We start from the raw sequence: 13,247 nt of genomic DNA, 5'->3' as shown, positions 1-13,247 counted from the left end.
CGCCCCCCAGCCGCCACGTGCGCGCGCGCATCGCCGGCCGGCCGCTGCTGGAGCGTTTCCTGACCGGGCTTGCCTGGGGCTGGATGCCCTGCGGCATGTCGCTGGGCGTACTGGCGGTGGCGCTGGTGGCGGGCAGCGCCGCGGCCGGCGCGCTGACGATGGCGGTCTTCGGCCTGGGCACGTTGCCCAACCTGGTGGCGCTGTCCGGCGCCGCCGGCTGGCTGCGCCGCCGCGCGCGGCGGCCGGCCTGGCGCGTCGCCGGCGGCGTGGTGGTCGCGGCCTTCGGCGCGGTGGGACTGGTGCGCGCCGCCACCCTGCCGTCGGCGCTGCTGGAACAGGGTTTCTGCGTCGTCTGGTAGCGCGGGCCGCGCGCCGGCATCATTCCCGGGGCTGCCCCGTGGCCGGCATGTAGGTCGGCACCGGGATGCGGCGCCGCTCGCCCGTCAGGCAGTAGTTCGGCCCGCCCAGCCTGCCCACCGGGGCGAAGCGCCCGACGTCCACGCGCAGCGCCTTTTCGTCCAGCAGGTCGTCGCGGAAGTTCATCGCCAGGATCTCGCCGAAGACGATGGCCCGCTGGGTCGAGATGTCCAGGATACGGAACAGCCGGCATTCCCACGAGATCGGCGCCTCGGCGATGCGCGGCACCCGCACGGCGGTACAGGGCGCCAGCGTGAAGCCCACCGCCTCGGCCTCCGAGACGTGCGCGGGAAAATCGCTGCCGCACTGCACCGCCTGGTCGACGATGGACTCGTCCACCATGTTCACCACGAACTCCTCGTGCTCGCGGATGTTGCGCAGCGTGTCCTTGGCCTCGCCCGGCCGGTGGCTTTCCTGCCCGTAGGCGACCACGGCGATGGCGAACAGCGGCGGATCCTCGCCCATGTAGTTGAACGCGCTGAACGGCGCGGCGTTGCACAGGCCGTCCGCATCCAGGCTGGTGACCAGCGCGATGGGGCGGGGCCCGACGCTGCCGGTGATCAGCCAGTAGCGCTGCATCTCGCTCAGTCCGGCCATCGATACGTGTTTCATGCGATTGCTCCAGGTGCCATGTGCGAAGCGCGGGGTCAGAGACCCACGTAGCGTTGCCAGATGGCCGGATCGGCATCGAGTTCCGCCGAACTGCCTTCCCACGCCACGCGTCCGCGTTCGATGATAGTGTGCCGGTCCGCGATGCCGATCAGGCGCTCGACATATTTGTCGATCACCAGCAGCGTCTGCCCGGCGCGCCGCAGCGCGGCCAGGCAGTCCCAGATTTCCTGTCGGATCAGCGGCGCCAGGCCCTCGGTGGCCTCGTCCAGGATCAGCAGGTGCGGGTTGGTCATCAGGGCGCGGCCGATGGCCAGCATCTGCTGCTCGCCGCCCGACAACTGGTTGCCCATGTTCCGCTCGCGTTCCCGCAGGCGGGGGAACAGGGCGTAGATGCGCTCCAGCGTCCAGGGCTCGGCCTGGCGGCTGCGGTTGGCGGCGAAGGCCGTCAGATTCTCGCGCACGCTCAGGTTGGGGAATATCTGCCGGCCCTCGGGAACGACCGCGATGCCCAGGCGGCCGATGCGGTGCGGCGACAGGCGGTCGATGCGCTGGCCCAGAAAGCGCACCTCGCCGCCGCGCGACGGCGTCAGGCCCAGCAGCGTCCGTACCGTGGTGGTCTTGCCCATGCCGTTGCGGCCCAGCAGGGTGCGCATCGCGCCCGCCCCGATGTCCAGCGAGACGTCGAACAGGACCTGGCTGCTGCCGTAGGCGGCCTGCAAGCCCTTCACTTCCAGTACCGGTTCCATGGCGCTTCTCCATTTTCCATGCGGTTCGTCATGCCACTCATACGTTGGCCTCGTCGCCCAGGTAGGCCCGGCACACGTCGGCGTTGCGGCGGATCGCCTCGGGCGATCCGGTGGCGATCACGCGTCCGTAGACCAGGACCGAGAGGCGGTCGGCCAGGCGGAACACGGCGTGCATGTCGTGCTCGACCAGCAGCATGGTGACCTCGCCGCGCAGGCCCAGCAGCAGTTCCACCATCGCCTCGGATTCCTCGGGCCCCATCCCCGCCATGGGTTCGTCCAGCAGCAGCAGGCTGGGGGACGTGGCCAGCGCCAGGGCCACCTCCAGCTTGCGCTGCTCGCCATGGGACAGGCTGTGGGTCGGGGCGTCCACGCGGGCGGCCAGGCCGACCCGGTCCAGCGCGTGCCGGGCCTGCGCATACACGTCCGCCTCGCGCCGCACCGGGCGCCAGCAGCCGGCGGCCCCGCCCGTGCGGGCCTGCACCGCCAGCGCCACGTTGTCCAGGACGCTGAAGGCCTTGAACACGCTGGTGATCTGGTACGAGCGCGCCAGCCCCAGGCGCACGCGCCGGTGCATGGGCAACTGGGTGATGTCGGCGCCGTCCATCGAGATCCGGCCCGCGTCCGGCCGCAGCGCGCCCGAGATCTGGTGGATCAGCGTGGTCTTGCCCGCGCCGTTGGGGCCAATCAGGGCGTGCATCTCGCCGGTCCTGACCTCGAAACTGGCCTGGTCGGTGGCGGTCAGCCCGCCGAACCGCTTGACCAGTCCGGAGACTTGCAGCTTGCAGGAATCAGCCATGGCGCCACCTCGCGGCCAGGCTCAAGGCGCCGTTGCGGGCGTACAGCACGGCGGCCAGCAGCAGGATGCCCAGCGGCAACTGCCAGTACAGCGTCAGGCCCGACAGGTATTCTTCCGCCACCAGCAGCAGCGCGGCGCCCACGACGCCGCCGTACAGATAGCCCACCCCGCCCAGGATGACCATGATCATCAGCGAGCCCGACTGGGTCCAGTACATCAGGCCGGGGCTGACCATGCCGGCCTGGTTCGCGATCAGCGCGCCCGCCAGGCCGGCCGCGCCGCCGGCGATGACGAAGGCCGCGAGCTTGATGCGGAACACCGGATAGCCGATGGCCTCCATGCGCGTCTCGTTCTCGCGGATGGCCTGCAAGGCGCGGCCGAAGCGGGCGTTGACCAGGCGCTGCATCAGCCACATGGCCAGGGCCAGGATGGCCAGAACGACGTAGTAGAAGGTCAGGTCGGACGAGGCGTCCAGGCCGAAGGGCAGGGCCGAGCGGGCCCCCAGCGGCATGCCGTCGTCGCCGCCGTAGGCGTTCAGCGAAACGAACACGTAGTACAGCATCTGCGCGAAGGCCAGGGTGATCATGATGAAGTACACCCCGCGCGTGCGCAGGCAGATCACGCCGATCAGACAGGCCGCCAGCGCGGCCACAGCCGTCGCCGCGGGCCAGGCGATCCAGGCCGCGTCCACGCCGGCGTCCATCAGGATGGCCACCGTGTAGGCGCCTATGCCCAGGAAGGCCGCGTGGCCGAAACAGACCATGCCGCCGAAGCCCATGACCAGGTTCAGGCTGGATGCCGCCAGCGCGAAGATCATGATGCGCGCGGCCAGGTCGACGTAGAAGCCCTGGCCCAGCCAGTCGGCGCCCAGCGGAAAGGCCACGGCCAGCGCCAGCAGGACGGCGCCGGTACGGCGGCCCAGGATTTGGTCCAGTGGTGCCATGTCTACCCTCGTGCAGGAAACAGGCCCTGCGGCTTCCAGAACAGCACGGCCGCCATCAGGACGTAGATCAGGATCGAGGCCAGCGTCGGCCCCAGGTTCGAGGCCACCGATGGCGAGAACACCGTGCCCAGCGCGTCGGGCACCAGCGTGCGGCCGACGGTATCGACCATGCCCACCATGAGCGAGCCGGCCAGCGCGCCGCGGATCGAGCCGATGCCGCCGATCACGACCACCACGAAGGCCAGGATCAGGATGCTCTCGCCCATGCCCACCTGCACCGACAGCAGCGGCCCCAGCAACGCGCCGGCCACGGCGCACAGCAGCGCGCCCAGGTCGAACACCAGCGTGAACAGGCGCTTGATGTCCACGCCCATGACGGTCGCCATCTCGCGGTTGGAGGCACCCGCCCGCACCCACATGCCGACGCGCGTGCGCGCCACCACCAGGTACAGCAGCAGGGCCACCGCCAGGCCCACGCCTATCACCAGCAGGCGATAGGACGGATACTGGATGCCGGCCCCCAGGTCGACCGGGCCCGAGAACAGTTCGGGCAGCGCCAGCCGGCGCGGCTGCGGGCCCCAGATCATGCGCACGACTTCGTTGCCGATCAGGATCAGCGCGAACGTCGCCAGCACCTGCGACAGGTGATCGCGCTGGTACAGCGTGCGCAGCACGGTCATCTCCAGCAGCATGCCGATGGCCGCCGTGGCCAGCATCGCCACCAGCATCGCCAGCAGGAACGACCCGGTGGGCTCGACCAGCGCGGCGGTCAGGTAGGCGCCGAACATGTACAGCGAACCGTGGGCCAGGTTGATCATGTCCATGATGCCGAACACCAGCGTCAGGCCGGCGGCCAGCAGGAACAGCATCAGGCCGAACTGGATGCCGTTCAGCGCGGACTCGATGACCGCGCTCATGAGCCGCCTCGCCCCGCCTTCGCGGCCAGCGCCGCCCCCAGTTGACGGGCAAGCTGGCGCGCGGTTTCGTTCAGCAGGTTGCCGCCGGCGTCGAAGGCATGCTGGGCCTGCGGCAGCAGCACTTCGTCGGGCAGCACGATCGCGCCCATCTTGTTGAAGATGCCGCGCGTGTGGGTAACCGCGCGGATGCCGCCGAACGGGCTCATCGAGGCCGCCAGCAGCGCGACCATCTTGCCCCGGTAGGGCAGCAGGCCGTCCTCGCCGTTGATCGGGCGCGAGCACCAGTCCAGCGCGTTCTTGAGCAGGGCGGTGACCGATCCGTTGTACTCGGGCGTGGCGACCAGCAGGGCGTCGTGCTCGGCGATCAGGCCGCGCAGGACCAGCGCGTTGTCGGGCACGCCGGACTGCATCTCGTCGTCGCCGTCGTAGATCGGCATGGGATAGTCGCGCAGGTCGATCTGCGTGACCTCGGCGCCGGCCGCGCGGGCGCCGTCGGCCGCCACCGCCAGCAGCAGCTTGTTCAGCGACGCGCCGCGCGAGCTGCCGGCGAAAGCAAGTATCTTGGGAGCTGCCATGATTGATCCTCGTGATTCTGTCAGGGGTTCTTCATCTTGCAGGCGCCGGCATAGCTGTCGGTATGCGCCGTCATGATCTTGCCGATCGTCTTGTTGGTGACGCGGCCGGACTCGTCCTTCTGCACCACGCGCAGATAGAAGTCGTTGATCGGGAACTGGTTGGTGTTGAATTTGAAGGCGCCCCGCACGGACTCGAACCGGGCCGCGGCGATGGCGTCGTGCAGCGCGCGCTTGTCCTCGATCTTTCCCTTCACGTCGGCCACCGCGCGATCCAAGAGGCGCACCACGTCGTAGCCCTGGAAGGCGTACATCGACGGCAGCCGGCCGTAGCGCTGCTGGAAGCGCGCGACGAAGTTGCGGTTGGCGGCGTTGTCCAGGTCCCAGGCCCAGTGCGACGAGTTCTGCAGGCCGACCATCGCCTCGCCCAGCGCCTGGATGGTGTCCTCGTCGGCGGAATAGCCCGGCACGAAGTAAGGCACCTCGCGCGCCAGCCCCGCGGCCTGGAACTGCTTGATGAAGTTGATGCCCATGCCGCCGGGCAGGAAGAAGAACAGCGCATCCGGTTTCTGGGCGCGGATCCTGGCGATCTCGGACGCGAAGTCCAGTTCGCCCAGCTTGACGTAGATCTCGTCGGCCACGCTGCCCTTGAAGGTGCGCTTGAAGCCTTCCAGGTTTTCCTTGCCGCCCGTGTAGTTGGGCGCCATGATGACCACGCGCCGGTAGCCCTTGTCGCTCATGTGGCGGCCCATGGCCTCGCTCTGGCCGTCGTTCTGCCAGGCCAGCCCGAAGAAGTACGGGTTGCACTGCGCGCCGGCCAGCGAGGCGGGCCCTGCCGCGGCGCTGATGTAGAACGTCCGGGCCGCGAAGGTCGGCGCGCCCACCGCCATCATCACGTTCGAATACACCACGCCGGTCATGAAATCGACCTTGTCGCGCTTGATGAACTTGTCTGCCAGTTGCTTGCCGACGCCGGGGTTGGCCTGGTCGTCGCCTTCCACCACCTCGACGGGCAGGCCGCCGATCCGGTTGCCGGTCTCGTCCAGGCCGAGCCGGAACCCGTCGCGGATTTCCGTCCCCAGCGCGGCCAGCGGTCCCGACAGCGTGCTGATGAAACCTATCTTCACCTTGTCCGCGGCCTGGGCGGACATTCCCAATAGCATTGCGAGCGGCAATGCGAGCCATTTGACGTGCATGATGGATACCCCTGGATGTGGAAGGTTGAGATGGGAACCGGGGTGCTGCAGGAGAAGCGCCGCTCAGGGCGCCGAAGGCGGGTTCCTGTATTCGATCTGGCCGTCGGGCAGGAAGAACAGCATGGTGACCATGCCGCCCGTAACGGTCGGGAAGTGCGAGCTGTCGGGGGGAAAGACCTTCCAGCCCGCGCCGGCGCCGCAGAAGCGGCCGGTCTCGTCCACCGGGCCGATCATGTTGATCTCGCCCAGCGGGTGCCGGTGGTAGTGGCCCGGCACGTTGCGCAGGCAGCCGCTTTCCACCGTGAATCCATCCGTCTCGGGCGAGGCATGCGCGATCCGGCCCCGCCGGTAGTCCGGGCCGTCTATCTCCGCGTAACAGGACCAGCCCTCGCCCATGCCGCGGCGCAGCAGCGCCAGCAGGCGGGCATAGCCCTCGGTGTGCGCGCCGTAGCGCTCGTTCAATGCGGCCTCCAGTTCGGGGCCGAGCGGGCGGCCGCCGATGAAGTCCAGCAGTTCCCTGACCGCCTGCATCATCTCGGCCTTGCTGGGGCCGGTGGGCAATTCCGATTGCGTGTTCATCGATGCTACCTGTACGTGTGGGTCCACCTTCATGTCGAGCGAATGCTAGGCACTATCGACCCGCGGCACTAGGAGCGCCGACCGTATAATCGTTCGTAGAAAAAGTATGGAAGCGCGGCCTGCCCGCGGGCGTATCCTGGGAAGCTCGCCATGGACCTGATTTCCTCGCTCCTCGCTTTCCTGCGCGTCGCGGAAACCGGCTCGTTCTCGGTGGTCGCCAACGAACGCGGCGTCACCCAGCCCGCCGTTTCCCGGCAGGTTCGCGCGCTGGAAGAACACGTCGGCATGCGGCTGGTCCAGCGCAGCACGACCGGCGTGGTCCTGACCGAGGAAGGACGCAACCTGCTGCCCGCCGCCCGCAGCCTGGTCGAGGCCGCCGAAAGCCTGAGCGTGTCCGCCAGCCCGGAGCAGGCCCGGCCCACCGGCAAGGTCCGCCTCAGCCTGCCCGCGCCGCTGGCCCTGCACATCTGCAACCACGTGCGCGACCTGCTCGACAGCCATCCCGGCCTGAGCCTGGACATGGTGGTGCGCGACAGCACCAGCAACCTGATCGAGGACGGCCTGGACCTGGAAGTGCGCCTGGGGCCCATCGACGACAGTTCGCTGATCTCGCGGCGGGTGGGCATGACTTCGGCCTTCCTGGTGGCCGCGCCGTCCTACCTGGCCGGCCGGACCGCGCCCCGGTCGCCCCAGGACCTGCGCCACCACGAGTGCGTGGTCTACAGCCGCTGGGGCAAGGACGATACCTGGTGGTTCGAGGCCGCCGAGGGGCAGTTCTCGGTGAACGTGCCGTGCCGGCTGCGGGCGAACAATGCATCGGCCGTGCACCAGGCCGTGCTGGGCGGCAACGGCATCGCCATCCTGTCGCACCTGATGGTGGCCGACGACCTGGACGCGGGGCGGCTGGTCTCGCTATTGCCGGAGTTCCCGCCGGCTCGCCTGCCGCTCTACATCGTCTATCCGTCGCGCCGCAACCTGCCGCTGCGCACGCGCGCCGTCATCGAATTCATCGCCGACCTGCTGAAGGCCGATCCGGCCATGCGCGACAAGACGCCCTGGCCTCGCCCGGCCGCCGCGGGCGCGGCCATGGCGTCGGTGGACGCGGCCGGGCAGGGGGCCGACCGCGGATAGCCTTCAGGCCCGCGTATCCACCAGCGATCCGGCGGCGCCCGACCCCGACCGATCGAGTTCCTTGGCCAGTTCGGACATCGCCGTTTGCAGCGCGCCGGCCAGGCTGTTGATGCGCGACTGCGCGGACGCCATAGCGCGCGCCTTGGCTTCGGCCGACATCGAACTGGCGCGCACGCGCTCCATTTCCGCCTGGGCCTGCGCCAGTTGCTTCTGCAGCTCCTTGATGCGCTTCTTCAGCGCCTTCACCGCGAAGGAATCGCTGCTGTCGCCGCTGTCCGCCTCGGCGGCCTTGGCCTTCGCCTTTTCGCCGGCCGGCGCGCCCAGGCCCCGCAGGACGGCCGAGGCATCGGCCGCAGGGGCGTTCGCCTGACCATTCATGTCGCCCGACAGCCGCAGGTGCGAGTTCGACAGCGAAGCGGAAATGGGCGTTACGGGCGGCATGGCATCGGGTTCGGATGGAGCATGGCCGGATTAACGGCCCCGCTACCCGGGACTTGAGGCAAACACCGCATCAGACGTGCATGCCGCCGTCGGCCATGAAGACGCTGCCGGTGGAAAAGCTGCCTTGCGGCGAAGCCAGGAACAGCACCGTCTGCGCGATTTCCTCGACACGCGCGTGGCGGCCCAGCGGAATGGCCTCGTCCAGCATCCGGGTGGCGTCCAGGCCCAGCACCTCGCCCAGCCGGCGTTCGATGTCCGCCTGGAAGTCGTTGGCGATGGGGCCGGGAGCGACGACGTTGACGCGTATGCCGCGGCCGGCGGCTTCCTTGGCGGCCACGCGCATCAGGCCGATCAGCGCGTGCTTGGAGGTGGCGTAGGCGCACACGCCGGGGTCGGCCGTCACGCCCATGACGCTGGAGACGATGACGATGCTGCCGCCGTCGGCCATGCGGGGCAGGGCATGCTTGCAAGCCAGAAAGGTGCCCTTGACGTTGACGGCCATGACCGCGTCGAACACGTCGTCGGGGTAGTCGGCGATGGGCCGGATGGCGCCGTTGATGCCGGCATTGCAGACCAGCACGTCCAGCCGCCCCCAACGCCGCAGCGCGTCGTCGACGTAGGCGCGGGCCTGCCCCGGGTCGGTGACGTCGCCGGCGAAGGTCGCCACCCGATCGCCGTGGCCGGCCGCCTGGGCGCGGGCGGCGTCCAGCGCGTCGGCGTGCAGGTCCACCAGCAGGACGCGCGCACCCTGTTCCAGCATGGCCAGCGCGCTGTGCAGCCCGAGGCTGCCGGCACCGCCGGTGACGATGCAGACCTGGTCTTTCATGTTCATGAGTCGTGTCCGGTGAAAAGGAGGAAGGCGTTCAGGGCAGCGGGCCCCACCGGCGGCCCGTTGCGCGCGGGCAGGCGGCCAGCAGCCGCTTGGGGATGCGACCGTGGACGCCCTTGACGCCGTCGACCAGCTGGGTGATTTCGAAATCCACGGCCAGGCTGGCCAGCGCGTAGGCATCGGCATCGGGCAATTCACCGAAATGCCGCAGTACCGCCACCGCCTGTAAGACAGCCAGCTCGGCGGCGGCGTCCAGGTCTTCGTCCAGCCCCATGGCGATGTAGTGCTCGTCGGTCTCGGCCATGGGCCAGCGCAGGCCGCGGGCCTTGTGCAGCGCGAAGCGGAAGACGCCGGTCATCGAGGTCTCGAGCCCGGTCAGGTTGACCTCGCCGTGGCCCTGCGCCGCGTGCCCGTCGCCGACGAAGAAATCCGCGCCCGCGACCTGCACGGGCAGGTACAGCACCGCCCCCGGCCGCAGATCCTTCAGGTCCAGATTGCCGCCGAAGGGGCCGGGCGGGATCGAGGACACCTTGCGGGTGGGCGCCACGCCCATGGTGCCCATGAACGGTGCCAGCGGGATGGCGATGCGTTCGTCGAAGCGGGCGACGCCGCCCGCCACGTCATGGCGCATCAGCTTGAGCCGCGGTTCCTTCAGGAGTCCCGGCAGCGCGCCCGCGCCGGGGCGGGCGAAGTTGACGCCGTACGCGGGCTCGCGCGGCGCCACGGCCAGGATCTCCACCGCCAGCACGTCGCCAGGCTCGGCGCCTTCCACGCTGACCGGGCCGGTCAGGATGTGCGGGCCGACGTCCTTGGGCACGGTGCGCATGATCTCCAGCATCTCGGCCACCGGCCCCTCCAGGGGCAGGCCATGATGGGTGAAGAAGGCCAGCGCCTCGTCGGGCGGCAGCGGCACGCCCACGGCGTTCACCGTGTCGATGCGTACCGTGTCGCCCGGACGTATGCGCAGCGCGGGCGGCACGTCCGGCCCCAGGAAGCCCCACACCACCGTGCCGGGACCGCAGCGCAGCACATGATCGGCCACCATGTTCCCGGCCGTCATTTCCATTCGGGCTTGGGAAAGACGGCGGGCTTGACGCCGATGGCGGTCTTGGGCGAGATGGGCTGGAACACGCCGCCTTGCCATTGCCCCACGCTGGACGCCTCGGCCCACAGGCGGTTGGTCAGCTTGACGGGGCCCAGCACGGTCTCGAAGCTGCCGGTGCGGATCTGCTCGGACACGGCCTTGCGGTCGATGGAGCCCGCGCGTGTGATGGCCTGCTGCAGGATCTGCAGGGTGGCGTAGGTGACGGCGCTGCCGTTGTAGTCCGCCTCCTGCTTGAACATGGCAAGGTGCCGCTCGCGGTAGTCGCGGGTGACGGGCAGTTCGGCGCTGACGCCGCCCAGGCCCATGACGCCGTCGGCATTGGCGCCGAAGCGGTTCTTGAACATCGGGAACACCGTGCCGATCGCGGTGTAGAACACCTTGGGGTTGAAGCCCACGACCTTGGCCTGGTCGTTCAGCGCCATGGTGTCGGGTGGATAGCTGAAGGCCAGGAAGGCCTCCGGCTCGCGCCGGCGCACCTCGTTCAGGATGGTCTGCAACTCCTGCGAACCCAGGGGGTAGCTCTGGTCGTAGACGATGTCGAACTTCGCCTTCTTCAGGCCCTCGCGCGCGGCCTTCGACAGCTCCAGGCCGAACTGGTCGGCCACGTTGACGATGGCGACCTTGCCCTTGATCTTGCCTTCCTCGCGCAGCCGCGTCAGCACGTCCACCACGCCGTTGGCGTAGTCCGTGGAGGTAAGCGTGAAGAAGAACAGATTGGACCAGCGTTCGCGCAATTGCGGAATATGGTCCGAGATCATCGTGGTGGCGAGGTGGGGGTAGTTGTGCTTGTGCAGGATGGGAGCCACCGCCAGATTCATGGCCGTGCCCCAGGGCGGCAGGATGAAGTCCACCTTGTCCTGGTTGATCAGCCGTTCCACCGCGCGCACGGCCTCTTCGGAATTGCTGCGGTCGTCGTACTCGAAGAACCTGACCGGCACGCGCTTGTCGCCGATCTCGATGCCGCCGGCCTGCTGCACGTCGGCCGCCCACATCTGGTAGTTGGGCAGCACCGTGGTGCTGGCCCCGCCGGCGTAGGCGCCGGTCTTGGAAATGGCGTAGCCGATGCGGATCTCGGCCGGGGCCTTGGACTGGCCCAGTGCCGGCGCCGCCAGCGCGGTGGCGGCCGCCGCCGCGAGCAAGGTCGCGAATTGCCTGCGTTGCATGTGTCGTCTCCTGGTTGTCGTTATCGGGCCCCCCAGGGCCTGTTTCAGCGGAACAAGGTATCCACGTAGGCGGCGCCCAGCCCGATCTTCTCGTAGTGCGCGCGGCACATCGCGATGTAGTCGTGCACGTCGAAATGGCCGGTGGACTGGCCCTTCTCGTCCAGCCAGATCAGCGGCCCCTTCACGATGAAGAAGACCTTCATCGGTTGCTCGTGCTCGAAGGCCACCAGCGTGTGGCCTTCGCCCGGCGTCTCGTAGACGAAGTCGCCCGCGGTGGCGATCCAGTCGTGCTCCAGGTACCCCCACTTGCCCGAGATCGTGTAGGCGAACACCTCGTGCGGATGGTAGTGGCGGTTGACCAGCCCGGCGGCATCGGCGCGCAGGATGTCGCACCAGCGGTTCTCGGAAGGCGAGATCCACAGCGGCCGCGAGGCCACCGTGTCGGTGAAGGGGACATACCACTTCCTGTCGTCGGTGGGTGCGTTGCCGATGTGCACCTCGGGCTTGGCATCGGGCTTGAACACGTCGGCGATGGGTGCGATGTCGCGCCAGAACTCGTTGCCGGCGGTCTTGAGCATGGGGGCCTCCTGGTCTTCGATGGATCGTGTCAATGTAGCGAGCGCGCCGTCCGGCCGCTTGACCCGGCGGGACGGCGAATTTGACTGGGCGCGACATGGCCGCGGCCGCGGGCGCGGTCCGTACCCTAGGGTCAACCCGGGCCGGAGGGCCGGGCGGCCCGTGCTAGCATCGCCATAAGCCGCGGCGCCGCCGCCATGTTGGACGCCATCCGCCCCGTCGCCGGGCGGTCCTCCCACGGGCACGACCATGAGCACGACCCTGTCCCCTCGCGCGCAGGCATCGACCGACCAGGTGCCGTCTTCCCAGCGGCTGGCATTCTGGGAGTCGTACAACGCCTCGCAACTGATCGGCCTGACCTGTTCGACCTACGACCCGCACGGCCTGCGTGCCCAGGGCCGCGTGTTCGACGCGGACGACGTCGCCTTCACCGAGATCCGGGGCAACCAGCACGTCATCGAACGGACGCGCTCGCTGCTCAAGACCCATCCCAAGGATTCGATCTTCGCCTGCATCCTGCTCGAAGGCGACGCCTTCCTGTTCCAGTCGGGCCAGTGCTACACCGTGCGCGCCGGCGACGTCATCGTCTATTCCAACGCGATTCCCTACCTGTACGGCTTTACCGGCGACATGCGCCAGATCATCGTCGAGGTCGAGGCCGACCGCCTGTTCCGGGGCCGGCGCGAGATGCGGCCCGCGGCGCCCATCCAGGTGGACAACCGGCTGCGCACCGGCCGGCTGCTGGCCAACACGCTGCGCACCATGGCGGTGGATTTCGTCGAGCGGCCGCGCGCCGACGCCGTGCCGGGCGTGGCCGACCAGGCCCGGCACCTGCTGCGCGCGGCGGTCGATCCCGGCGCGGCGCGGGAACTGAGCGACATGGCCGCATGGCGGCTGCTGCGCGCCGAGGCCTTCATCGCCGAACACCTGAACGATCCCGCGCTGGATGCAGAAAAGGTGGCGCGCGCCCTGGGCCTGTCCGTGCGGCAATTGCACCGCCTGTTCGCACACCGGGACCGCAGCGTCAGCCAATGGATCTGGGACAAGCGGCTCGAACGCGCGCACCAGGAACTGGCGGACGAGGGCAGCCGCAAGCTGTCCATCGGCGACATCGCCTATCGCTGGGGCTTCGCCAGCCAGGCGCATTTCTCGCGCGCCTTCCGTGGCCGCTACGGCATGACGCCCATGCAGCACCGGCGCGCCGGGCAAGCCTGAACGCCGGGT

The 13,247-nt window shown here is 69.1% G+C and carries 16 protein-coding genes; 3 read left to right on the top strand and 13 right to left on the bottom strand.

From position 1 onward, the window contains the following. On the top strand, positions 1-359 hold a 359-nt coding region (locus N5K27_RS23835), incomplete at its 5' end, for a sulfite exporter TauE/SafE family protein (RefSeq protein ID WP_279819533.1). A 19-nt stretch (positions 360-378) separates the two neighbouring features. Here N5K27_RS23835 and N5K27_RS23830 read toward each other — a convergent pair. The 8 genes from N5K27_RS23830 to N5K27_RS23795 form a co-directional block, all read right to left on the bottom strand. Then, the gene (locus N5K27_RS23830) at positions 379-1,029 is read right to left on the bottom strand and encodes a flavin reductase family protein (RefSeq protein WP_130356124.1); all 651 of its coding nucleotides are present in this window, start codon (positions 1,027-1,029) and stop codon (positions 379-381) included. Positions 1,030-1,064: 35 nt separating this feature from the next. After that, on the bottom strand, positions 1,065-1,775 hold the full coding sequence (locus N5K27_RS23825) for an ABC transporter ATP-binding protein (RefSeq protein WP_130356123.1): 711 nt from the start codon (positions 1,773-1,775) through the stop codon (positions 1,065-1,067). Between the two features lie 37 nt (positions 1,776-1,812). Further along, complete coding sequence (locus tag N5K27_RS23820) at positions 1,813-2,571, bottom strand: ABC transporter ATP-binding protein (RefSeq protein ID WP_279819529.1); 759 nt, start codon at positions 2,569-2,571, stop codon at positions 1,813-1,815. Next, the gene (locus N5K27_RS23815) at positions 2,564-3,514 is read right to left on the bottom strand and encodes a branched-chain amino acid ABC transporter permease (RefSeq protein WP_279819527.1); all 951 of its coding nucleotides are present in this window, start codon (positions 3,512-3,514) and stop codon (positions 2,564-2,566) included. The genes N5K27_RS23820 and N5K27_RS23815 overlap by 8 nt, the downstream gene beginning before the upstream one ends. A 2-nt stretch (positions 3,515-3,516) precedes the next feature. Continuing rightward, positions 3,517-4,431 carry a branched-chain amino acid ABC transporter permease gene (locus tag N5K27_RS23810; protein ID WP_279819524.1) on the bottom strand — a complete coding sequence of 305 codons (915 nt, stop codon included), beginning with the start codon at positions 4,429-4,431 and terminating at the stop codon, positions 3,517-3,519. Next, the gene (locus N5K27_RS23805; RefSeq protein WP_132980655.1) at positions 4,428-5,006 is read right to left on the bottom strand and encodes an NAD(P)H-dependent oxidoreductase; all 579 of its coding nucleotides are present in this window, start codon (positions 5,004-5,006) and stop codon (positions 4,428-4,430) included. The genes N5K27_RS23810 and N5K27_RS23805 overlap by 4 nt, the downstream gene beginning before the upstream one ends. Positions 5,007-5,026: 20 nt before the next feature. Continuing rightward, the gene (locus N5K27_RS23800; RefSeq protein WP_242621329.1) at positions 5,027-6,154 is read right to left on the bottom strand and encodes an ABC transporter substrate-binding protein; all 1,128 of its coding nucleotides are present in this window, start codon (positions 6,152-6,154) and stop codon (positions 5,027-5,029) included. A 108-nt stretch (positions 6,155-6,262) separates the two neighbouring features. After that, positions 6,263-6,778 (bottom strand): DUF4863 family protein, encoded by a 516-nt coding sequence (locus N5K27_RS23795; protein ID WP_242621328.1) that lies wholly within the window; start codon positions 6,776-6,778, stop codon positions 6,263-6,265. Between the two features lie 150 nt (positions 6,779-6,928). Here N5K27_RS23795 and N5K27_RS23790 point away from each other — a divergent pair, with 150 nt between their 5' ends. Beyond that, positions 6,929-7,909 carry a LysR family transcriptional regulator gene (locus N5K27_RS23790; RefSeq protein ID WP_279819518.1) on the top strand — a complete coding sequence of 327 codons (981 nt, stop codon included), beginning with the start codon at positions 6,929-6,931 and terminating at the stop codon, positions 7,907-7,909. A 3-nt stretch (positions 7,910-7,912) separates the two neighbouring features. Here the strand turns inward: N5K27_RS23790 and N5K27_RS23785 are convergent, their stop codons facing one another. The 5 genes from N5K27_RS23785 to N5K27_RS23765 form a co-directional block, all read right to left on the bottom strand. Continuing rightward, entirely contained in the window at positions 7,913-8,350 is a 438-nt protein-coding gene (locus N5K27_RS23785) for a hypothetical protein (protein ID WP_279819515.1), read from the bottom strand. Between the two features lie 70 nt (positions 8,351-8,420). After that, a complete protein-coding gene (locus N5K27_RS23780; RefSeq protein ID WP_279819512.1) occupies positions 8,421-9,182 on the bottom strand; it encodes an SDR family NAD(P)-dependent oxidoreductase in 762 nt (253 codons plus the stop codon). A 31-nt stretch (positions 9,183-9,213) separates the two neighbouring features. Beyond that, complete coding sequence (locus N5K27_RS23775; protein ID WP_176400621.1) at positions 9,214-10,239, bottom strand: acetamidase/formamidase family protein; 1,026 nt, start codon at positions 10,237-10,239, stop codon at positions 9,214-9,216. Beyond that, on the bottom strand, positions 10,236-11,447 hold the full coding sequence (locus N5K27_RS23770) for an amino acid ABC transporter substrate-binding protein (RefSeq protein WP_279819507.1): 1,212 nt from the start codon (positions 11,445-11,447) through the stop codon (positions 10,236-10,238). The genes N5K27_RS23775 and N5K27_RS23770 overlap by 4 nt, the downstream gene beginning before the upstream one ends. A gap of 44 nt (positions 11,448-11,491) precedes the next feature. Further along, complete coding sequence (locus N5K27_RS23765; protein WP_087836612.1) at positions 11,492-12,025, bottom strand: 2,4'-dihydroxyacetophenone dioxygenase family protein; 534 nt, start codon at positions 12,023-12,025, stop codon at positions 11,492-11,494. 247 nt (positions 12,026-12,272) lie between these two features. Between N5K27_RS23765 and N5K27_RS23760 the strand changes: the two genes are divergently transcribed. Continuing rightward, positions 12,273-13,238, top strand: a complete 966-nt coding sequence (locus N5K27_RS23760) for a helix-turn-helix domain-containing protein (protein ID WP_279819501.1) — start codon at positions 12,273-12,275, stop codon at positions 13,236-13,238. Positions 13,239-13,247 lie beyond the last annotated feature (9 nt).

It is taken from the genome of Pigmentiphaga sp. GD03639 (genome assembly GCF_029845405.1).
In the GTDB taxonomy this organism is placed as follows: Bacteria; Pseudomonadota; Gammaproteobacteria; order Burkholderiales; family Burkholderiaceae_B; genus Pigmentiphaga; species Pigmentiphaga daeguensis.
This window is presented reverse-complemented; position numbering and strand designations above follow the sequence as displayed.